The organism is Umezawaea sp. (assembly GCF_057122925.1).
Genome location: NZ_DBNGPQ010000155.1, coordinates 48,472 through 68,257, shown reverse-complemented (window position 1 = coordinate 68,257; position 19,786 = coordinate 48,472). Strand labels below are relative to the sequence as shown.

The following is a 19,786-nucleotide window of genomic DNA, read 5'->3' as shown; positions in this document are numbered from 1 at the left end:
GGGCCCGTCAGCCGCCCGCGAACGGCGGCAGCACGTCCAGCAGCGCCCCGGACCGCACGGCGACCCCGCGGTCGCGCACGGCGACGCCGTCGAGCAGGAAGCTCGCCGCCGCGAGCACGCGGGTCAGCGGCTCGCCGTGCCGCTCGCGCACCGCGGTGAGCACGTCGGCGACCGTGGGGGCGCCGTGCAGCTCGATGTTCTCGTCCGGCACCCCGGCCGCGGCCCGTGCTCCCGCGAAGTACCGCACCGTCAGTTCGGGCACCTCATCCTCCGATCGCGCTCATCGGCCGGTCCGGCTGGCTGAACCCGGCGTCGTTGATGCCGTGCCCGGCGGCCTTGGCCCACATCGTCGCGCGCCACAGGTCGGCGATCTCGTCGTCGGTGGCGCCCGCGCGCAGCGGGGCGCGCAGGTCGGTCTCGGACTGGCTGAACAGGCAGTTGCGCAGCTGCCCGTCGGCGGTCAGGCGGGTCCGGTCGCAGGCGGCGCAGAACGGCCTGGTGACCGACGCGATGACGCCGACCACGGCGGGGCCGCCGTCGACGAGCCAGCGCTCGGCCGGGGCGCCGCCGCGGGCGACGGGTTCGGGGGTGAGGTCGAACTCGGCGCTCAGCGAGGCGAGGATCTCGGCGGCGGTGACCATGCTGGTGCGGTCCCAGCCGTGCTGCGGGTCGAGCGGCATCTGCTCGATGAACCGCAGCTGGTAGCCGTGCTCGACGGCGTACCGCAGCAGCGGCACGGCCTCGTCCTCGTTCACGCCGCGCAGCAGCACCGAGTTGATCTTGACGGGGTCGAGGCCCGCGGCGCGGGCCGCGGCCATGCCCTCGAACACGTCGTCGAGCCGGTCGCGCCGGGTCAGCTCGTGGAACCGTGCCCGGTCGAGGGTGTCCAGCGAGACGTTCACGCGGTTCAGGCCCGCCTCGACCAGTCCGGAGGCGCGCTTGGCCAGCGAGAGGCCGTTGGTGGTCATGGAGATCTTCGGCCGGGGCGCCAGCGCGGCCGTGGCGGAGATCACGTCCTCCAGGCCGCGGCGGAGAAGCGGCTCACCGCCGGTGAAGCGGACGTCCGTCACCCCGAGCTTCGTCACGGCGACGGCGAGCAGGCGGACCAGTTCCTCGTCGCTGAGCACCTGCGACGTCGGCAGCCAGTCCAGGCCCTCGGCGGGCATGCAGTAGGTGCACCGGAGGTTGCAGCGGTCGGTCAGCGACACCCGGAGGTCCGTCGCCACCCGACCGAAGCGGTCGACCAGTTCCGGCCTGTCCGGTCGCGTGGAAGCGTCCGGCGTGCCGCGCACGACTGGCAACCCGAGTTCGACTGCTGTCACCTCCGCCAGGGTAGTGCGGAAACCCATGTGGGTGGCGTCACAGAGCCCGCTGTGACGGACGAGGCAGTCGTGGTCACCCACAAGGTCGAAGATGGCCACCCTGTCTTAGTCGCTAAGATGTTGAACAAGCCAAGAGGAGCGTGGTCATGGCCGAGGTGCCGTCCGACGTGCTGGAGCGGTTCGCCTGGTACGCCCGCGAGATGAGTGCGCTGACGGTGATGTTCCACAGCCGCGTCGCCGAGCACATGGGGCTGTCGGCCACCGACGAGAAGTGCCTCGACCTGGCCGTGCGCGCCGACGGAGCCCTCACGGCGGGCCGCATCGCGGAGCTGTCCGGGCTGTCCACCGGCGCCGTCACGGGCGTGATCGACCGGCTCGAACGCGCCGGGTACGTCCGCCGCGTGCGCGACCCGCACGACCGCCGCAAGGTGCTGGTCGAGGTGACCCAGCAGAACGCCGACAAGTTCGCCCACCTCTTCGAGGGCGCGCTCGCCACCGTCGAGGAGGTGCTCTCCGGGTTCACCCCCGCCGAGATCGAGGTGCTGGAGCGCTACAACAAGGCGTCCATCGACGTGTTCCGCGCGCGCGTGGTCAAGGGCTGACTAGCCCGTTTCCACGCTCGGGTGAATCATGTGCCGCATGCCGGAGCGCTGGAACTACCTCATGGACATGGATGGCGTCTTGGTGCACGAGGAGCACCCGATCCCCGGCGCCAGCGAGTTCGTCGCGGAGCTGACCGGGAACGACATCAAGTTCCTCGTGCTGACCAACAACTCGATCTACACGCCGCGCGACCTGCGGGCGCGCCTGGCGCGGACGGGGCTCGACATGCCCGAGACCGCGATCTGGACGTCGGCGCTGGCCACGGCCAAGTTCCTGGACTCGCAGCGCCCGAACGGCTCCGCGTTCGTCATCGGCGAGGCGGGCCTGACCACCGCGCTGCACGAGATCGGCTACGTCCTCACCGACCGCGACCCGGACTACGTGGTGCTCGGCGAGACCCGCACCTACAGCTTCACCGCCATCACCAAGGCCATCCGCCTGGTCGAGGAGGGCGCGAAGTTCATCGCCACCAACCCGGACGCCACCGGCCCGAGCCGCGAGGGCTCCCTCCCGGCGACCGGCGCCGTGGCCGCCCTGATCGCCCGCGCCACCGGCCGCGAGCCCTACTTCGTGGGCAAGCCCAACCCGCTGATGATGCGGTCGGCGCTGCGCGCGCTGGGCACCCACTCCGCCAACACCCTGATGATCGGCGACCGCATGGACACCGACATCCGCGCGGGTCTGGAAGCGGGCCTCCAGACCATCCTCGTGCTCTCCGGCATCTCCGCCGACTCGACGGCCGAGATGTACCCCTTCCGCCCGACCAGGGTGATCAGCTCCATCGCGGAGCTGGTGGGCAACTCCGCCGACCCCTTCTGAACCGCTCCCCGACCGGAGAACAGGGGCTCGACGTGCCGAATTGTGACGGCCGAGCCGGGGTCCGCGGAGCGGCGACCATAAAGTAGGTCCGTGGACACCGACCAGCGCAAGCTCTTCGTGGTCGGCGACGTGCACGGGCACCTCGCGGAACTCGCTCGTTCCCTGCACCTCGCCGACCTCCTCGACTCCGACGGAGACTGGTGCGGTGGTGAGTCCGAGCTGTGGTTCCTCGGTGACTTCGTCGATCGCGGACCGGACGGGATCGGCGTGATCGAGCTGGTCATGCGGCTCTCGGAGGAGGCGGCCGAGGCGGGGGGCAGCGTGAACGCCCTGCTGGGCAACCACGAGGTGCTGCTGCTCGGCATGCACCGCTTCGGCAACGCGAACGTGCCCGGTGCGCCCAGCCCCCGCAGCTTCGAGCGGAGCTGGCTGATGAACGGCGGTCTGCGCAGCGACCAGGACCGCCTCACCGACGAGCACATCCGGTGGCTCACCAGCAGGCCGGTGCTGACGCTCGTCGACGACCACCTGCTGATGCACTCCGACACGCTGGCGTACCTGGAGTACGGCGACACGATCGACGAGGTCAACGACGCCGTCCGCGAGGTGGTCGCCGACGACGACCTGACCGACTGGTGGGAGTGCTGGCGCAAGATGACCACGCGCTACGCGTTCCGCGGCACGAACGGCGCCGAGGTCGCCGACCAGATGCTCGACCAGCTCGGCGGCAAGGTCGTCGTGCACGGCCACAGCGTCATCGCCGACCAGCTCGGGGTGCCGCCCGCGCAGATCGACGGTCCCCTCCAGTACGCCGAGGACCGGGTGCTGGCCATCGACGCGGGCCTGTACAGCGGTGGTCCGTGCCTGGTCGTCGAGCTGCCCTACGGCTGACCGGTCACACGGCCGCCCTGGCCTTGACCGGCACGTCGCGGAGCAGGCCCCACGTGAGCAGGAGGCCGAGGGCCCAGCTCCCGGCGCACAGGGCGAGCGCGAGCGGGAGCGACGCCGTCGCGGTGAGGTCCAGGTCGCGGAAGAACGGCAGCGAGCCGGACCGGCCGACGGTGACGACGGCGGGCAGGATCAGCGCGACACCGAGCAGCAGGGTGAGCACGCCGCCCGTCTGGAGGCGGTCGAAGCCGCTGACGACGAGCATCCCCACGGCCGTCCACACCCCGAACACCCCCCAGTGGGCGAGGAAGACCGCGGGCACGTCCGTCGCGCTGTCGAAGTGCGGCTGCTCCAGCCCCTGCCGCCACCCCGCGGCCCGGTAGACGAGGGATTCGAGCACGTAGCCGAGCGCCACGCAGGCCGCGGCCACGGCCGTCAGCGCGACGGTGAAGGCGCTCGCCTGCGCGACGTACTCGCGGCGCGTGCGGCCGTGCACGACGGCGACCTGGAGGAGCTTCCTGGCCAGGTGCAGGCCGAGGCCGAACATGAACCAGCGGGCGACCTGGGCGGAGGCCATGTCCCAGCCGCTGACGCCGATGTCCTTGACCAGGGAGACGCCGAGCACCAGCAGCAGGACGGCCACCCAGCCCGCGGCGAACACGAGCGCGGTGAACGGCAGCAGCGTGGAGGAGAGGAGTCGGGCGACGGGCCACTTCATCGGGGTTCTCCCGCCGGTTCGGTGAGGTGGACGAACAGGTCCTGGAGGGGGACCGGGCCCAGGTCGAGGCCCTCGGTGCGGGCGGTGGCGTGGTGGGCCTGGTCCAGCGCCCCGTAGACCATCGCGGACTTGGTGGGGCCGAGCTGCTTCTGGTTGAGCACGGTGAGGCCCTCGACGAAGCGGTCGACGGCGCCGATCGGGCCGGTGACGGACGTGCCGCGCGAGCGGACCGCCTCGGTCTCCTCGTGCAGGACGAGCCTGCCGGAGTCGATGATCACGACCTCCTCCAGCAGGGAGGCGAGTTCCTCGATGAGGTGCGTGGAGAGGACCACCGTGCGCGGCGAGGTCATGAAGTCCGACAGCAGCGCGTCGTAGAACGCGTAGCGGGTCGGGGTGTCCATGCCGATGTGGGACTCGTCGAACATGGTCAGCGGCGCCCGGCTGGCGAGGCCGACGACGACGCCGAACGCGGACCGCTGGCCGAGCGAGAGCTGGCCGAGCTTCGTGCCGTGCGGCAGGCCGAACAGCTCCATCAGCCGCTCGGCGTACTCGGCGTCCCAGTTCTCGCGCAGCGCGGCCGCGAGGGACAGCGCGTCCTTCAGCCTGTCGCCCTTGTCGGCGGGGTCGACGCCGTGCTGGACGAGGCAGATCCGGCTGGTCGCGCGGCGGTTCTCGAACACTGGCTCGCCGTCGACCAGCACGGTGCCCGAGGTGGGCCTGCGGAACGCCGCGAGCACCGACATCAGCGACGACTTGCCCGCCCCGTTGCGGCCGAGCAGGCCGTAGACCTTGTTCTCCGCCAACGAGAACGACAGGTCGTCGACCGCCGTCACGTCGCCGTGGCGGACGACGAGGTTCTGGACGTCGACCTTCATCGGCCGTCCTCCAGCTGCTCGATCCGCTTGATCACGTCGGTCAGCGGGACCCCGATGGACCTGGCCTCCGCCACCATCGGGTCGACCACCTGCCCGAAGAACGTCTCCCGTCCCCGCGCTCGGAGCGCGTCGCGCGCCGTCGGGCTCACGAACATCCCGATCCCCCTCCTCTTGTAGAGCACGTCCTCGTCGACCAGTTGCTGGAACGCCTTCGCCGCCGTCGCCGGGTTGATCCGGTAGAAGGCCGCGTACTGGTTGGTGGACATGACCTGCTGGTCCGCCTCCAACGCCCCGGACAGCACGTCGGCCTTGATCCGGTCGGCGATCTGCCGGTAGATCGGGCTCCGGTCGTCGAACATCAGCACTTCCCTGGTTCGTTACTTGAGTAACGAACCGTAGCACCAGAGAGGCTGCTTTCGTCAAGCCGCCGTGCGAAGGTGGGTGGGCGCTCCAACGTCGTCGCGGGAGGTCGTCGTGTCCACGGTCAGCTACTCGTCCGGTACCTCGACGGTTCCCCTGCTCGGGGACACGATCGGCGCGAACTTCGACCGCGCCGTCGCCCGGTTCGGCGACCGGGAGGCGCTGGTCGAGTGCGAGACCGGCCGCCGCTGGACCTACGCCGAACTCGCCGCCGAGGTCGACGCGCTCGCCGCCGGGCTGCTCGCGTCCGGCGTGCGGGTCGGCGACCGGGTCGGGATCTGGGCGCCCAACCGCGCCGAGTGGGTGTTCGTCCAGTACGCCACCGCCAAGATCGGCGCGATCATGGTCAACGTGAACCCGGCCTACCGGGCTCACGAGCTGGAGCACGTGCTCAACCAGTCCGGCGTGCGCACGCTGATCGCCGCGCGCGAGTTCAAGACGTCGGACTACGCGGGGATGGTCGAGCAGGTGCGGCCGAAGTGCTCCGGGCTCCAGCAGGTCGTGCTGCTCGGGAGTCCGGAGTGGACGGAGCTGCTGGCCGCGCGGGAACGGCCGGGGTTCCCCGAGCTGTCGGCCGACGACCCGATCAACGTGCAGTACACCTCGGGGACCACCGGCTTCCCGAAGGGCGCGACCCTGTCGCACCACAACATCCTCAACAACGGGTACTTCGTCGGTGAGCTGTGCGGGTACTCCGAGGTGGACCGGATCTGCGTCCCGGTGCCGTTCTACCACTGCTTCGGGATGGTCATGGGCAACCTGGCGGCCACCTCGCACGGCGCGTGCGTGGTCGTTCCGGCGCAGGGCTTCTCGCCCGCCGCCACGCTGCGCGCGGTCGCGGAGGAGCGCTGCACCTCGCTGTACGGCGTGCCGACGATGTTCATCGCCGAGCTGGCCGAGCCGGACTTCGACACCTACGACCTGTCGTCGCTGCGCACCGGGATCATGGCCGGGTCGCCGTGCCCCGTCGAGGTGATGAAGCAGGTCATCGACCGCATGGGGATGCGCGAGGTGTCGATCTGCTACGGCATGACCGAGACGTCACCGGTCTCCACGCAGACCCGTGCCGACGACTCGCTGGACCGCCGGGTGTCGACCGTCGGCCGGGTCGGGCCGCACCTGGAGGTCAAGGTCGTCGACCCGGTCACCGGGAGGCCCGTGCCGCGCGGCGAGCCCGGCGAGCTGTGCACCCGCGGGTACTCGGTGATGCTCGGCTACTGGGACCAGCCGGACAAGACGGCCGAGGCGATCGACTCCGCGCGGTGGATGCACACCGGGGACCTCGCCGTCATGGACGCCGACGACTACGTGAGCATCACCGGCCGCATCAAGGACATGGTGATCCGCGGCGGCGAGAACGTGTACCCGCGGGAGGTCGAGGAGTTCCTGCACACCCACCCGGACGTCCTCGACGCGCAGGTCATCGGCGTGCCGGACGCCCGCTACGGCGAGGAGCTGATGGCGTGGGTCCGGCTCCGGCCCGGCGCGCCCACCCTCACCGCCGAGGCGGTGCGGGAGTTCTGCACCGGCGAGCTGGCGCACTACAAGATCCCGCGGTACGTGCACGTCGTGGACGAGTTCCCGATGACGGTGACCGGGAAGGTGCGCAAGGTGCAGATGCGCGCGGAGGCCGTGGAGCTGCTCGGGCCGGGGTGAGCCGGAACGGGGCTGGTGGTGATTTTCCGCGGTCCACCACCTGGCCTCGCCCCGGTGGTCACGGTACGTCGACGATGACCTTGCCCAGCGGCATCAGGGAGACCGGGATCAGCTTGAAGTTCGCGATGCCCAGCGGGATGCCGATGATCGTGACGCACAGCGCGATGCCGGTGACCACGTGGCCGATGGCCAGCCAGATGCCCGCCACGACGATCCAGATGATGTTGCCGATCAGCGAGGCCGCGCCCGCGTCCGGGCGGTCCACCACCGTGCGGCCGAACGGCCACAGCGCGTAGTTCGCGATCCGGAACGACGCCAGGCCCCAGGGGATGGTGATGATCAGGACGCAGCAGATGATCCCGGCGATCGCGTAGCCCACCGCCAGCCAGAACCCGGAGAGGACGAACCAGATCAGATTGAGGACTAGGCGCATGCCCCGATCTTGCCTGATTAGGCTGCCGTGCTGTGACCAATCCCGTGCGTTGGGGCGTTGTCGCCCCTGGTGGTATCGCTGACGTCGTCACCGCCGACCTGCTTCTGGTGCGTGGTGCCGAAGTGCTGGCCGTCTCGTCGCGCGCCCTGCCGCGCGCGCAGGAGTTCGCCGCGAAGCACGGCATCCCGCGCGCCTACGGCAGCACCGCCGACCTGCTGGCCGACCCGGACGTCGACGTGGTCTACGTGGCCACTCCCCACGCCCAGCACCACGAGGTGGCGCGGGCGGCCCTGCTGGCGGGCAAGCACGTGCTGTGCGAGAAGGCGTTCACGCTGACGCTGGCCGACGCGCAGGACCTCGTCGACCTGGCCCGCGAGCGGAACCTGTTCCTGATGGAGGCGATGTGGACGCGGTTCAACCCGCTCGTCCGCCGGATCAAGTCGCTGGTGGCCGAGGGCGCCATCGGTGACGTGCGGGCGGTGCACGCGGACTTCGGCTTCACCGCCGACTACGACCCGTCGCACCGGCTGTGGAACCCGGCGCTCGGCGGCGGCGCGCTGCTCGACCTCGGCGTCTACCCGGTGTCGTTCGCGCACATGGTGCTGGGCGAGCCCGAGTCGATCACCGTGCACGGGTCGCTCGCGCCGACCGGCGTGGACGCCGACGTGGCCCTGCTGCTCGCCTACGGCAGCGGGGCGCACGCGCTGCTCACGTGCTCGCTGACCAGCACGCCGGAGGTGAGCGCCACGATCGTCGGCAGCGGCGGCCGGATCGACGTCCCGGAGCCGTTCTTCAACCCGGCGGCGATCGTCGTCAACGGCGTCGAGGAGCGGGTCGAGCTGGAGGGCACCGGCTACACCTACCAGATGACCGAGGTCACGCAGCGGGTCGCCGCCGGGTACACCGAGAGCCCCGAGATGACGCTGGACGACACCCTGGCCGTGATGCGCACGCTCACCACGGCCCTCGGCGCGCTGGGCGTGGACTACGCGAACGTGAGGTAGACCAGCACGAGGTTGAGGGCGATCACGGCCACCGACGCGGCACCGGCGGCGACGGTGGTGCCGACGTGGTTGGCGGCCGTGCCCATGACGGACCGGCGTGCCGTCAACCACACCAGCGGGACCAGCGCGAACGGGATGCCGAACGACAGGACGACCTGCGACAGCACGAGCGCCTGCGTCGGGTCGACGCCGACGGCGAGCACGACGAGGGCGGGCACGAGCGTGACGAGCCTGCGGACCAGCAGCGGGATCCGGAACCGCAGCAGGCCGTCCACCACGACCGCGCCCGCGTAGCAGCCGACGGCGGTGGACGCGAAGCCCGACGCGAGCAGGCCGACGGCGAACAGCAGCGCGATCCCGCCGCCGAGCCGCGAGCCGACTGCGGCGTGCACGCCCTCCAGGCCGTCCACGTCCGGCAGGCCGCGCAGGGCGCTCGCGGCGAGCAGCAGCACGGCCAGGTTCACCGCGCCCGCGAACACCATCGCGACCACCACGTCGACCTTGGTCGCGGCCAGCAGCCGTCGGCGCGGCGCACCCCCTTCCGGCCTGCCGTGCCGGTCGCGGGCCAGCGCCGAGTGCAGGTACACGGCGTGCGGCATCACGGTCGCGCCCAGCATCCCGGCCGCGAGCAGCACGCTGTCCGCGCCGTCGAACCGGGGGACCAGGCCGCCGACGGTCCCCGCGACCGACGGCGGGTCGACGAACAGGCCCGCGGCGAACCCGACGGCGACCACGACCAGCAGCGTCGTCACGACCCGCTCGAACGGCCGCTGACCCCGCCGGTCCTGCACGAGCAGCAGGGCGGTCGACACCACACCGGTGATCACGCCACCGACCAGCAGCGGCAGGTCGAACAGCAGGGCGAGCGCGATGGCGCCGCCGAGCACCTCGGCGAGGTCGGTGGCCATCGCCACGACCTCCGCCTGGCCCCAGTAGGCGAGCCGCACCGGCCTCGGCACCCGGTCGCGCACGGCCTCCGGCAGCGACTGACCGGTGACCAGCCCGAGCTTGGCCGACAGGTACTGCACCAGCCCGGCCATCGCAGTGGCCACGACCAGCACCCAGACCAGCAGGTACCCGTACCGCGCGCCCGCCGCGGTGTTCGTGGCGACGTTGCCGGGGTCGACGTAGGCGATGGCCGCCACGAAGGCGGGACCGAGCAGCGCGGCACCCGCTCTGACGCGGGCGGCCTTCGGGCGGAGCGCGACCACCGGTGACCTCCTCGACAGCTTGTCGCCACATCATGGCAACAAGCTCGGGTCACTCCGGCAGCACGGCCCTCGCGACGGTGATCATGGCGTCCACGGCCCGGTCCGGCGGGCCGCTGGGCAGCAGCAGGTGGCTCAGCGCCAGCCGCACGATCGTCTCAGCCGCCTGGTCAGCCCGCTCGCCGGGCAGGTCGGGCCACCGCCGCCGCAGGTGCGCCGCCACCACCGCGCTCGCGGGCACCAGCACCGGCAGCCCCCTGGTGGTCAGGAACGGCAGCAGGTCCTCGGCGTCCGCGCCGGTCACCACCGACGACACCAGCCGGTCCTCCGAGGCCCGAGCCAGCAGGAACGCCAGTGCGTCCCGCATCCCGTCGAACGGGTCCGGTGCCTCCGCCAGCCGCTGCTCGATCCCGGCCAGGTACTCGGCCGTCCGCTGGAGCGCCACGGCCTGCACGAGTCCCACCTTGTTGCGGAACTCGTTGTAGAGCGTCTGCCTGCTCACCCCGACCCGGCTGGCCACGTCGGCCATCCGCAACCCGGCGAAGCCGTTCGCCGCCAGGTCCTCCGCGGCGACGGCGAGCAGGCTCTCGCGCAGCGCGTTCTCAGTGGTTCGGCTCACACCCCGAGCCTTACATATTCGGCCGTACTGCCCATCACCTGGACGGGGGACCGCTTTTCGTCAATCCACGTAGAGTGAGCCCGTGCCGTTGACCGTGGGATTCGACCTCGACATGACCCTCATCGACCCCCGGCCGGGCATGGCGGCCGTGATGAACGCGGTGGCCGCGGAAACCGGCTACCCGCTGGACGGCGACCACTTCGCCGCCCACCTCGGCCCGCCGCTGGACATGGTCTACCGCGACTTCGGCGTCCCCGAGGAGGAGATCCCGCACCTGGTCGACCGCTTCCGCGCCCTCTACCCCGACGTCGTCATCCCGTCCACGATCGCCCTGCCCGGCGCGGCGCAATCGCTTGCGGCCGTGCGCGCACTGGCGGGCACCGTGGTCGTCGTCACCGGCAAGTACCGGCAGAACGCCAAGCTGCACCTCGACGCGTTCGACTGGGAGGTGGACCACCTGATCGGCGGAGTCTGGTCCACGGGAAAGGCGGAGGCGCTGCTCCTGCACGGAGCGTCGGTCTACGTGGGCGACCACCTGGGTGACATCCGCGGCGCCAAGGCCGCGGGCGCGCTGGCCGTGGGCGTGACCACCGGCCCGTGCAGCGAGGCCGAGCTGAAGGAGGAGGGCGCCGACGTGGTGTTGCCCGACCTCACCGGCTTCCCGACCTGGCTGCGCGCGAACGCCGAACGCCTCAGCGCCGCCTAGACCTGGAGTTCCGCACGGCGCTGAGCACCCCGAGGGCCAAGCCGACCGGGGTCAACAGGCACGCGGCGACGTTCAACCAGACCGGCAGGTCGTTCTTCCCCGCCGCGAAGAGCGCGAAAACTGCCACGATGGCCACCAGGCCGAGCGCGAACAACCCCAGTGCCAGCGGCATCAGCTTCGGAGCGGTCATGGCGCGAGGGTAGTCGCGCAATCGGAGGTGCCCGCACGCCGGTCTTCTGGCTACTCTGGGGGAACGCGTCCTGGGTACGCCCGGGGCGCTTCGTCATGTGAAAGCAAGGGAATGGTGAGGGCAGTGCCGACCGGCAAGGTCAAGTGGTACGACACCGAGAAGGGCTTCGGCTTCGTCACCCAGGACGGTGGCGAGGACGTCTACGTGCGGAAGTCCGCGCTCCCTCCGGGCGTCGAGGGCTTGAAGGCCGGACAGCGCATCGAATTCGGCATGGCAGAAGGCCGCCGAGGCCCTCAGGCCCTGTCGGTCCGCCTGGTGGACCCGGCCCCCTCGGTGGCAGAGGCGAGGCGCCGCCCGGCGGAGGAACTGCACGGCCTGGTGGAAGACATGATCAAACTGCTGGAGATGAAGATCCAGCCAGACCTCCGCAGAAACCGCTACCCGGACCGCAAGACCACAAAACTGGTAGCAGAGGTGGTCCGCGCGGTGGCCAGGGAACTGGACCCGTAACCGCGGCGGCAGGCAGGGCGCTCCGGAGAGGCGAGGCGCCCGGCGGAGCGGCAAGGTCGGGGTGGCCCGGCAGGGCGGCGCGGCGGTGCGTCAGTCCTGGTGACCACGGCCAACAGCAAGACGCAGGTCACGGAACGCGGCCGATGTGACTTGGGGTTCTGAGCCTTGAAATTGATGATCGGGCAGGCTTTCGGGACTGCTCTCGTGGCCCGATCAAGGCTCACGAGAGGGGCCCCGAGTCACATCGGCCGCACCACGCTGGAACCGGCGGGTACCTAACGAGCCCCCCGATCATCCACAGACAAGACCCACGTAGCCCGAGCCACGAACTGGATCTGCCCGGTCTCATCGATCTGCACCCGCCGCCCGAACTGCTGAACCTCCACGCTCTCCAGCTGATCCCCCTCCCCAGGCAGGGTCAGCGTGTACGCGTACCGAGGCTCAGCGCTGGTGAACACCTTGCTCCGCAGCGGCTCCTGCTCCACCCCGTCGGCGTTCCGGTAGGTGAACTTCACCGACCACGCCGAATCAGCCACCTCCCCCGGCACCGAGATCTGCACGGGCAGCCCCGGCAGCACCCGCAACACCCCCACGGCCCCGGAGTCCACCACGCAGTTCTCCGACTCCAGGTCGCAGTGCTGCGTCGGGTGGACGTTGATCGTCCGACCCGACGAGTAGAACGTCACCTCGGGCAGCGGGGGTGCCGAGCACCCGGCCAGCAGCAGAACGGCACAGACCAGCGGACTGACGACTCGGCGCACGTCGGCCGACTCTACGCACGCTCACCCGATGGGCTTGGTGGGGTGCACTGCGTTCGGGTGCTCGGGCCGGTCGCCGCCGATGCCGGGGATCAGCGACCCGCCCCGCAGGCACATGACCGTCTGGGTCAGCCCGGCGGCGAGCAGCACCGACAGCACCGTGAACCCGATCCAGTACGTGGCGGGCAGCAGGACGCCGAGCGCACCGCCGAACACCCACGTCAGCTGGAGGATCGTCTCCGACCGCCCGAACGCCGACGCACGGGACTCCTCGGGCAGGTCGTCCTGGATCACGGCGTCGAGGCTGATCTTCGCCAGCCCGCTGGCCGTGGCCCCGACCAGCCCGACGATCGCGGCCGTGGTGAGCCCCGGCAGGACCGCCGCCAGCACCGCCACGGTCAGCGCCGCGCTCAGGCAGGCCACGACGACCTGGTCGGGGTTGCCGAAGTGCAGGCGCGCCCCCACCGCGTTGCCGAGGAAGCTGCCGACGCCCGCCGCGCCCGCGATGACGCCGAGCAGGAGCAGCTGCTTGCCCGCGTCGCCCTCGGTCTGGGCGCGGACGACGAAGGCCGCGAACAGCGTGAGGAAGCCGGTCAGCACGCGGATCGTGCCGTTGCCCCAGAGCGACACGACCACGTGCCTGCCGAGGGGCTGGCGCTTGGCCCTCCTCGCCCCGGTGCGCAGCGACGTCGGCACCTCGCCCTCGGTGACCTCCACCCACGCCGGGATCCTCAGGCACAGCCAGGCGTTGGCCAGGCACAGGGCGGCGGTGAACCAGAGGGCGCCGGGGGAGTCGAAGAGCTGGGCGAAACCGGCCGCGACGGCACCGAGGACACCGCCCGCGGCCAGGCCGAACACGGTCATGCGGGCGTTGGTCTTGGACAGCGTGATGTCCGGCGGCAGCACCCGTGGGGTGATCGCGGACTTGAGCACCGTGAACGACTTGGACAGCACCATGCTGCCCAGCGCCGCCGGGTAGAGGCCCCAGTCGTCGAAGTGCAGCGCCATGACGATCGACAGGAACACGCGCAGCACGCAGGCCGCGGCGAGGGCGATGCGCCTGCCGCGCTGGATGCGGTCCAGCGCGGGACCGATGACGGGGGCGATCAGCGCGAACGGGGCCACGGTGATCAGCAGGTAGAGCGCGACCTTGCCCTGGCTCTCGCCGGTCGCCGCCGAGAAGAAGAGGGTGTTCGCCAGCGCCACGGCCATCGCGGCGTCGGCGGCGTAGTTCAGCATCACCGCGTACGTGAGGGCGGTGAGCCCGGACTTCTCCGCGCCGTCGGCGTGCACGGCCTTCCGGAACGCGGTCACGGCCCGCTGGCCGAGCTGCCTGCCGCGGAACACCGCGACCCTGGTGACGGTCAGCTTCTTCGGCAGCGTCGGGGTGGTGGGCTGCTCCGAGACCGGCACCCGCTCCCGCCGCGACCCCTCCCGCCCCAGCTCCGGCGGCTCACCCGTCGGGTACGGCCTGGTGGGCCGCATCCGGCTCGGTCGTTCGAGGTCGAAGCGCGCCTCCGGGGCCTGCCTCGGCTGGTAGTCGTCGTCCTCCCACGGGTACCGCGTCGGCGGTTCCCGCCGGGGTGGTGGCTGCCGCCTCGGGGGCGGCGGTGGCGCTTGCCGGGGGGCGGCCTGGGGCGGCGGGCTCGGCGGCCACTCGGTGATGCCCGTCGGCTGCTCCGGCCCGCGGCGGGACCTGCGCCCGCCGCTCCAGCCGCGCCGGGCACGGGGTGTGCCGTGCGGGTCGTCCGAACCGGAGCGCTTCACGTGTCAATCCTGCCTCACGCGGAGGCCGGGCGTGCGCGAACGGACGAACGGCCGACCGGAATCACCCGCTCCGGGGCACCGCGCGGTGGCTCACTCGACGAACCGGACGCGGAACACGCTCGGCCAGTTCTTCCCGGTCACCAGGAACTCGTCCGTGCCCGGCACCGCCGCGATCCCGTTGAGCACGTTCGCCCTCGGCACGTCGGCGGGGCGCAGCGACCCGGCGTCGACGCCGGCCGTCACCTTCCCGCTGCCGGGGTCGATGCGGACGATCTCGTCGGTCTGCCACACGTTCGCCCACACGACGCCGTCGACGCACTCCAGCTCGTTGAGCATCGGCAGCGGCTGCCCGTCCCTCGTCACGCCGACCGTGCCGGTCTCGGCGAACGTGGTCGGGTCGCGGAACGTCAGCTCGGCCGTGCCGTCGCTCATCACGAGCCGCCCGCCGTCCAGGCAGAGGCCCCAGCCCTCGCCGTCGTAGGTGACCCGTTTCACCTCGGCCAGCGTCGTGCGGTCCCGCTCGATGGCGATCCCGTCCTGCCAGGTGATCTGCCAGACGCGGTCGCCCACGAGCGTGATGCCCTCGCCGAACAGGGGACCCGGCAGGTCGACCCGCTGCTGGACGGTGCCCGTGTCCGGGTCGACACGCCGCACCGAGGACTCGCCTTCGAGGCCGGTGCCCTCGTAGAGGACGCCGTCCCGCAGCTCCAGACCCTGCGTGAACGCGGTCGGGTCGTGCGGGATCGTGGCCAGCACCTCCACCTTCGACGGCCCCTTCGACGGGCCTCCCGAGGGGGCGGGCGCGGTCGAGCACGCGCCGACGAGGACCAGTCCTGCCAACGCCGCAAGCCTCCGCACGTCCAGAAGGGTGACACGAGTGCACGCGGCTGTGTAGTCGTGCGGCACAATTCACCTGTGACCCCAATGCCCACTCAGCAGCCGCAGCCGGTGCTCGCCGATTCCGAAGCCGTCGATCTCGCCCGCGCCGCCGCGCAGGAGGAAGCAGGCCAGGAACGCATCGGCGCGCACGTGGGTGTGCTCGGTGAGGACGAGGTCTCGGTCACCCACCTCTTCGAGGCCAACCACGCCGGGTACCACGGCTGGAACTGGGCCGTGACGGTCGCGTTCGCCGGGGAGGGCACGCCCCTCTCGGTGAGCGAGGTCGTCCTGCTGCCCGGCAACGAGGCCCTGGTCGCCCCGGACTGGGTGCCGTGGGAGGACCGCGTCCGCGCGGGCGACCTCGGTGTGGGCGACCTCATGCCCACCCGCCGCGACGACCCGCGGCTGGTGCCCGGCTACCTGGAGTCCGAGGACCCGGCGATCGAGGAGGTCTCGCGGGAGATCGGCCTCGGCCGCGTGCGCGTGCTCGGCCGCAACGGCCGCCTCGACGCCGCCGAGCGCTGGCACGGCGGCGACTTCGGCCCGCTCAGCGACATGGCCCGCAGCGCGCCGGCCACGTGCGGCAGCTGCGGCTTCTACCAGCAGATCAAGGGCTCGCTCGGTGCCGCGTTCGGCGTGTGCGCGAACGAGCTGACGCCCGCGGACGGCCGCGTGGTGCACGTGGAGTACGGCTGCGGCGCGCACTCCGAAGTCGAGATCGACATGAGCGTCGGCATCCCCGTCTCGGACGTGGTCTACGACGACGCCCAGCTCGACGTGGAGCCCAACGAGCAGCGCACCCCGGTCGCGGAGGCACCCGCACCCGCCGTGGACGAGGCACCTGAGGCCGAGGCACCCGTCGTGGACGAGGCGCCTGCCGTGGATGAGGCGCCCGTCGTGGACGAGGCGCCTGTCGTGGATGAGGCGCCTGCCGTGGACGAGGCGGCCGTCGTGGACGAGGCGCCCGCAGTGGACGAGGCGCCTGTCGTGGACGAGGCGCCTGTCGTGGACGAGACGCCCGTCGTGGACGAGACGCCCGCTGCCGAGGTGTCCGAGGCTCCCGAACCCGCTGCCGAGGTGTCCGAGGCTCCCGCGGTCGAAGCAGCCGACGTGCCGGCAGCCGAGGTCCCCGAGGACGGGACTCCCGCGGCCGACGTGGCGCAGGACGAGAACGAGACCACGACCCAGTGACCCAGGAGCCCGCCGTGCCCTCGGACCCCTTCGGCACGGAGGCGCTGCGCGACTCCGTGCTGGCCTCGTGGCGCGGTTCGCCCACCAGGTTCCGCGAGGACGCCAACGCCGAGGAGGACCTGCGCCTCGGGGGCTACCGCGACCGGCTGCTGGTCGAGCTGGCGCAGAACGCCTCCGACGCCGCGGGCGCCGAGCCCGGCGTGCTCCGCCTGTCCGTTGTGGACGGCGAGCTGCGCGCGGCGAACACCGGCGTGCCGCTGGACGCCGCCGGTGTGACGGCGCTCGCGTCGCTGCGCGCGTCGACCAAGAACTCCGGCACCATCGGCCAGTTCGGCGTCGGCTTCGCCGCGGTGCTGGCCGTGACCGACGCCCCCAGGGTCGTGTCGACCTCCGGCGCCGTCGCCTTCTCCGCCGAGCGCACCCGTGCCGCCGTGCCGGACTCGGCCGAGCAGCGCGGCGGCGACGTGCCGGTGCTGCGGCTGGTGTGGCCGAGCGACGAGACCGACGTGCCCGCGGGTTTCGCGACCGAGGTCCGGCTGCCGCTGAAGGTGGACGGGGCCGCGCTGCTGGCCGAGTTCGCCGACCAGGCGGGCGACCTGCTGCTGGCGCTGCCCGGCCTGAACCGCGTCGAGATCGCGGACCGGGTGTGGACCCGCGAGGACGTCGACGACGACGTGGTGGTCCTGCACGGCCCGGACGGCTCGACCCGCTGGGTCCTGCACCGCGTCTCCGGTGAGCTGCCCGCGTCGCTCGTGGCGGGTGTCGAGACCCGGCCGCAGTGGTCGATCTGCTGGGCGTGGCCGTCCGACGGCGTCCTGGCCGACGAGGTGCTGCACGCGCCGACCCCCACCGACGAACGCCTGTCGCTGCCCGCGAGGCTGCTCGCCACGCTGCCGGTCGAGCCGTCGCGCCGCCGCGTGCAGCCCGGCCCCGCCGTGGACGCCGTGCTCGCCGAGGCCGCCGCGCACTACCCGGCCCTGGTCGCGAAGCTGCCCGCCGTGCAACGGACGACGCTCGTCCCCCTGCCCGGCTTCCCTCTGTCCGAAGTGGACGGTGTGCTGCGCGCCGGCGTGCTGAAGGCCTTGCGCACGGCCGAATGGCTGCCGCTCGCGAGCGGCGAGTGGGCCTCGCCCGCGAAGGCGAAGGTGCTCGACGCGGGTTCCGAGGAACTGGTCGAACTCCTGGAAGAAGTGATCCCCGGCCTGCTCGACGCCGAGCTCACCCTGCCCGAGCACGCGAAGGCGTTGGCGGCGCTGGAGGTTCGCCGCCTGACCATGCGCGACGTCGTGGACGCGCTGGCGGGCCTGAGCGGCGACCCGGACTGGTGGCGTCGGCTCTACGCCGAGCTGGACCCGATCGCCGAGGTCGACTCGAAGGCCCGCGAGGACCTGGGCGGCCTCCCGGTCCCGCTGGCGGACGGCCGGACCGTCACGAGCCCGCGCGGCGTGCTGGTCCTCGACGCCGACCAGGAGACCCTGGACCTGCTGGCGGGCGTGGACGTGTCCGGGCTGCGGATCGCGCACCCCGAGGCCGTGCACCGGCTGCTGACCCGCCTCGGCGCGGTCGAGGCCGGGCCGGTGGAACTGCTGGACTCCGAGGCCATCCGCGAGGCCGTGCACCGCAGCGCCGACGAGGTCGACGCGGGCATGGACGGCCACGACCTCGTGCGCGCCGTGCTGCGCCTGGTCGACCGCTCCGGGATGCGCTCCGGCGACCGGCCGTGGCTCGCGGAACTCGTGCTGCCCGACGCCTCCGGCGACTGGCGCCGCGCGGACGAGCTGGTGCTGCCCGATTCGGCGCTGCTGGACGTGCTGGAGCCGGACGCCCCGATCGGCGTGCTGGACGCGAAGGTCGCCGAGCAGTGGCCCCGGTCGGTGCTGACCGCGATCGGCGTGGTCGACGGGTTCAGCGTGGTCGTGGACGAGGACCCGACCGAGCCCGACCACGACCTGGCCGACGAGGGCTACTGGTGGGCCGCGTCGCCGGAGCCGCCGACCCGCGTCGTCGGCATCCGCGACCTCGACCTGGTGGCCCGCGACGCGTGGCCCGCCGCGCTGGCGATGCTGGCCGCCGACCCGGTGGCGTGGCGGGCGGTGCGGGAGCCGGACGGCTACACCGGCTGGTGGCTCTCGCAGTACGCGACGCTCGACGGCGTGCCGCTGTGCGACTGGCGGCTGCCGACCGCCGAGTCCCTCGCCGGGCTCTACGACGTGGTGCCGGACGTCGGCCTGCCCGAGCACGTGCTCGTCGCGGTCGGCGTGCGCACCGAGCTGGACGTGCGCGGCGACGACGACGTGCGGGACCTGCTGCGGCGCCTGGGCGACCCGGAGCGGACGCCCGCCGACGCGCTGGTGTTCACGGCGCACGCGGCGCTGGCCGAGGTCGCGCACCTGCTCGACTCCGGCGGCATCACCCCGCCGGAGAGGGTGCGCGTGCTGACCGGCGCCGCCGTGCCCGCCGACGACGTGGTCGTGCTCGACCTGCCGTGGCTGCTCGGCGTGCTGCCCCCGGAGGGCGTGCTGGCCGCCGACGGTGGAGCCGACGCGCTGGCCGAGCTGCTCGCGCTGCCGCTGGCGTCCGAGGAGGTCGACGGGGTGCCGACGACCGGGGGCGACGCCGTCCCGTGGCACGAGCTGGGCGCCGTCCGGCTGGCCTGCGAGCTGCTCGGCGTCGACCTGCCGGACGGGTCCGTGGTCGTGCACGACGAGCTGCGCGTGAGCGTCGACGGGACCGAGCACGAGGTCTCGTGGTGGCTGGTCGACGACGTGGTGCACGCCGTCGACACCCCCGAGGGCCTGGCCCGCGCGCTGGCGTGGACCAGCGACCGCTGGGCGGACCGGCACGCGTTCGCCGCCCTGATCACCGACCCGACCCCGGTCACCCTGCTCGGTTAGGGACCGGCCGGTCAGAAACCGGTCTGCGCGCCCCGCGACCCGCGGCGCGCGGCCCGGCGCTGCCACGCGAACAGGCCGTACCCCAGGATCCCGAGCACCATGCCCGTGAAGCAGCACCACAGCCACAGGGTGTTGTCCACGTCGAAGACCAGGAAGTAGAGGAAGGCCAGAGCCCACACCGCCGTGCCGCCGAGGATGGTGGGCACGGGGTCGGCCAGCCTCGCGGGCAGCGGGGGAGGACTCGGCAGCGAGTCGTGTTCGGACTGTTCGGCCACGTCAGGCAGGCTACCTCCCGGAAACAAGGATCGGGCACGCTCACCGGGCAC

Annotated in this window: 22 protein-coding genes; 9 read left to right on the top strand and 13 right to left on the bottom strand. The window is 72.2% G+C overall.

Annotated features, from left to right (window positions below; all coding sequences use genetic code 11):
* Nucleotides 1-7 precede the first annotated feature (7 nt).
* On the bottom strand, nt 8-262 hold the full coding sequence (locus AC156L_RS35035; protein ID WP_330878180.1) for a MoaD/ThiS family protein: 255 nt from the start codon (nt 260-262) through the stop codon (nt 8-10).
* A 1-nt stretch (nt 263) separates the two neighbouring features.
* Nucleotides 264-1,322: a GTP 3',8-cyclase MoaA gene (gene moaA, locus AC156L_RS35030; protein ID WP_330878179.1), complete on the bottom strand. Its 1,059-nt coding sequence runs from the start codon at nt 1,320-1,322 to the stop codon at nt 264-266.
* Between the two features lie 146 nt (nt 1,323-1,468).
* Here moaA and AC156L_RS35025 point away from each other — a divergent pair, with 146 nt between their 5' ends.
* From AC156L_RS35025 to AC156L_RS35015, 3 genes are all read left to right on the top strand, one after another.
* The gene (locus AC156L_RS35025; RefSeq protein ID WP_330878178.1) at nt 1,469-1,924 is read left to right on the top strand and encodes a MarR family winged helix-turn-helix transcriptional regulator; all 456 of its coding nucleotides are present in this window, start codon (nt 1,469-1,471) and stop codon (nt 1,922-1,924) included.
* Nucleotides 1,925-1,961: 37 nt separating this feature from the next.
* Nucleotides 1,962-2,744, top strand: a complete 783-nt coding sequence (locus tag AC156L_RS35020) for an HAD-IIA family hydrolase (RefSeq protein WP_330878177.1) — start codon at nt 1,962-1,964, stop codon at nt 2,742-2,744.
* Nucleotides 2,745-2,834: 90 nt separating this feature from the next.
* A complete protein-coding gene (locus AC156L_RS35015; RefSeq protein ID WP_330878176.1) occupies nt 2,835-3,635 on the top strand; it encodes a metallophosphoesterase family protein in 801 nt (266 codons plus the stop codon).
* 4 nt (nt 3,636-3,639) lie between these two features.
* Here the strand turns inward: AC156L_RS35015 and AC156L_RS35010 are convergent, their stop codons facing one another.
* Genes AC156L_RS35010 through AC156L_RS35000 form a run of 3 tightly spaced genes read right to left on the bottom strand, consistent with a single transcriptional unit; the run spans nt 3,640 to nt 5,584 of the window.
* Nucleotides 3,640-4,350 carry a hypothetical protein gene (locus AC156L_RS35010; RefSeq protein WP_330878175.1) on the bottom strand — a complete coding sequence of 237 codons (711 nt, stop codon included), beginning with the start codon at nt 4,348-4,350 and terminating at the stop codon, nt 3,640-3,642.
* Nucleotides 4,347-5,225 carry an ABC transporter ATP-binding protein gene (locus AC156L_RS35005; protein ID WP_330878174.1) on the bottom strand — a complete coding sequence of 293 codons (879 nt, stop codon included), beginning with the start codon at nt 5,223-5,225 and terminating at the stop codon, nt 4,347-4,349. Before AC156L_RS35005 ends, AC156L_RS35010 begins: the two co-directional genes overlap by 4 nt.
* Entirely contained in the window at nt 5,222-5,584 is a 363-nt protein-coding gene (locus tag AC156L_RS35000; protein WP_330878173.1) for a GntR family transcriptional regulator, read from the bottom strand. The genes AC156L_RS35005 and AC156L_RS35000 overlap by 4 nt, the downstream gene beginning before the upstream one ends.
* Nucleotides 5,585-5,699: 115 nt before the next feature.
* Here AC156L_RS35000 and AC156L_RS34995 point away from each other — a divergent pair, with 115 nt between their 5' ends.
* Nucleotides 5,700-7,301 (top strand): AMP-binding protein, encoded by a 1,602-nt coding sequence (locus AC156L_RS34995; RefSeq protein WP_330878172.1) that lies wholly within the window; start codon nt 5,700-5,702, stop codon nt 7,299-7,301.
* Between the two features lie 58 nt (nt 7,302-7,359).
* Here AC156L_RS34995 and AC156L_RS34990 read toward each other — a convergent pair whose 3' ends face one another.
* Entirely contained in the window at nt 7,360-7,734 is a 375-nt protein-coding gene (locus tag AC156L_RS34990; protein ID WP_330878171.1) for a YccF domain-containing protein, read from the bottom strand.
* A 32-nt stretch (nt 7,735-7,766) separates the two neighbouring features.
* Here AC156L_RS34990 and AC156L_RS34985 point away from each other — a divergent pair, with 32 nt between their 5' ends.
* The gene (locus tag AC156L_RS34985; RefSeq protein ID WP_330878170.1) at nt 7,767-8,738 is read left to right on the top strand and encodes a Gfo/Idh/MocA family protein; all 972 of its coding nucleotides are present in this window, start codon (nt 7,767-7,769) and stop codon (nt 8,736-8,738) included.
* Here AC156L_RS34985 and AC156L_RS34980 read toward each other — a convergent pair.
* The gene (locus tag AC156L_RS34980) at nt 8,720-9,949 is read right to left on the bottom strand and encodes an Nramp family divalent metal transporter (protein ID WP_330878169.1); all 1,230 of its coding nucleotides are present in this window, start codon (nt 9,947-9,949) and stop codon (nt 8,720-8,722) included. The genes AC156L_RS34985 and AC156L_RS34980 overlap by 19 nt on opposite strands.
* Nucleotides 9,950-9,998: 49 nt before the next feature.
* A complete protein-coding gene (locus tag AC156L_RS34975; RefSeq protein WP_330878168.1) occupies nt 9,999-10,565 on the bottom strand; it encodes a TetR/AcrR family transcriptional regulator in 567 nt (188 codons plus the stop codon).
* Nucleotides 10,566-10,647: 82 nt separating this feature from the next.
* Here AC156L_RS34975 and AC156L_RS34970 point away from each other — a divergent pair, with 82 nt between their 5' ends.
* Nucleotides 10,648-11,271: an HAD family hydrolase gene (locus AC156L_RS34970; protein WP_330878167.1), complete on the top strand. Its 624-nt coding sequence runs from the start codon at nt 10,648-10,650 to the stop codon at nt 11,269-11,271.
* Here the strand turns inward: AC156L_RS34970 and AC156L_RS34965 are convergent.
* Nucleotides 11,258-11,461 (bottom strand): hypothetical protein, encoded by a 204-nt coding sequence (locus AC156L_RS34965; RefSeq protein WP_330878166.1) that lies wholly within the window; start codon nt 11,459-11,461, stop codon nt 11,258-11,260. The two genes, AC156L_RS34970 and AC156L_RS34965, sit on opposite strands and share 14 nt — an antisense overlap.
* Nucleotides 11,462-11,584: 123 nt before the next feature.
* On the opposite strand from AC156L_RS34965, the gene AC156L_RS34960 reads away from it, so the two are divergent.
* Nucleotides 11,585-11,971 (top strand): cold-shock protein, encoded by a 387-nt coding sequence (locus tag AC156L_RS34960; protein WP_330878165.1) that lies wholly within the window; start codon nt 11,585-11,587, stop codon nt 11,969-11,971.
* A 275-nt stretch (nt 11,972-12,246) separates the two neighbouring features.
* Here the strand turns inward: AC156L_RS34960 and AC156L_RS34955 are convergent, their stop codons facing one another.
* The 3 genes from AC156L_RS34955 to AC156L_RS34945 form a co-directional block, all read right to left on the bottom strand.
* The gene (locus AC156L_RS34955; RefSeq protein ID WP_330878164.1) at nt 12,247-12,732 is read right to left on the bottom strand and encodes a DUF2771 family protein; all 486 of its coding nucleotides are present in this window, start codon (nt 12,730-12,732) and stop codon (nt 12,247-12,249) included.
* Between the two features lie 21 nt (nt 12,733-12,753).
* Nucleotides 12,754-14,496 (bottom strand): MFS transporter, encoded by a 1,743-nt coding sequence (locus tag AC156L_RS34950; protein WP_414719984.1) that lies wholly within the window; start codon nt 14,494-14,496, stop codon nt 12,754-12,756.
* Between the two features lie 90 nt (nt 14,497-14,586).
* Nucleotides 14,587-15,354, bottom strand: coding sequence for a glutaminyl-peptide cyclotransferase (locus AC156L_RS34945; RefSeq protein WP_330878163.1), 768 nt, complete (start codon nt 15,352-15,354; stop codon nt 14,587-14,589).
* Nucleotides 15,355-15,420: 66 nt separating this feature from the next.
* On the opposite strand from AC156L_RS34945, the gene AC156L_RS34940 reads away from it, so the two are divergent.
* Both AC156L_RS34940 and AC156L_RS34935 read left to right on the top strand, forming a co-directional pair.
* Complete coding sequence (locus tag AC156L_RS34940; RefSeq protein ID WP_484407641.1) at nt 15,421-16,566, top strand: DUF3027 domain-containing protein; 1,146 nt, start codon at nt 15,421-15,423, stop codon at nt 16,564-16,566.
* Between the two features lie 14 nt (nt 16,567-16,580).
* Complete coding sequence (locus AC156L_RS34935; RefSeq protein WP_330878162.1) at nt 16,581-19,460, top strand: sacsin N-terminal ATP-binding-like domain-containing protein; 2,880 nt, start codon at nt 16,581-16,583, stop codon at nt 19,458-19,460.
* An 11-nt stretch (nt 19,461-19,471) separates the two neighbouring features.
* Here the strand turns inward: AC156L_RS34935 and AC156L_RS34930 are convergent, their stop codons facing one another.
* Nucleotides 19,472-19,735, bottom strand: coding sequence for a DUF2530 domain-containing protein (locus AC156L_RS34930; protein ID WP_330878161.1), 264 nt, complete (start codon nt 19,733-19,735; stop codon nt 19,472-19,474).
* Nucleotides 19,736-19,786: the final 51 nt, after the last annotated feature.

Bases quoted from the DNA above. Each gene is read 5' to 3' on its own strand.
- AC156L_RS35025 (WP_330878178.1), top strand. From the start codon at position 1,469: ATGGCCGAGGTGCCGTCCGACGTGCTGGAGCGGTTCGCCTGGTACGCC.
- AC156L_RS35020 (WP_330878177.1), top strand. From the start codon at position 1,962: ATGCCGGAGCGCTGGAACTACCTCATGGACATGGATGGCGTCTTGGTG.
- AC156L_RS35010 (WP_330878175.1), bottom strand. From the start codon at position 4,350: ATGAAGTGGCCCGTCGCCCGACTCCTCTCCTCCACGCTGCTGCCGTTC.
- AC156L_RS35005 (WP_330878174.1), bottom strand. From the start codon at position 5,225: ATGAAGGTCGACGTCCAGAACCTCGTCGTCCGCCACGGCGACGTGACG.
- AC156L_RS35000 (WP_330878173.1), bottom strand. From the start codon at position 5,584: ATGTTCGACGACCGGAGCCCGATCTACCGGCAGATCGCCGACCGGATC.
- AC156L_RS34990 (WP_330878171.1), bottom strand. From the start codon at position 7,734: ATGCGCCTAGTCCTCAATCTGATCTGGTTCGTCCTCTCCGGGTTCTGG.
- AC156L_RS34965 (WP_330878166.1), bottom strand. From the start codon at position 11,461: ATGACCGCTCCGAAGCTGATGCCGCTGGCACTGGGGTTGTTCGCGCTC.
- AC156L_RS34940 (WP_484407641.1), top strand. From the start codon at position 15,421: ATGCCCACTCAGCAGCCGCAGCCGGTGCTCGCCGATTCCGAAGCCGTC.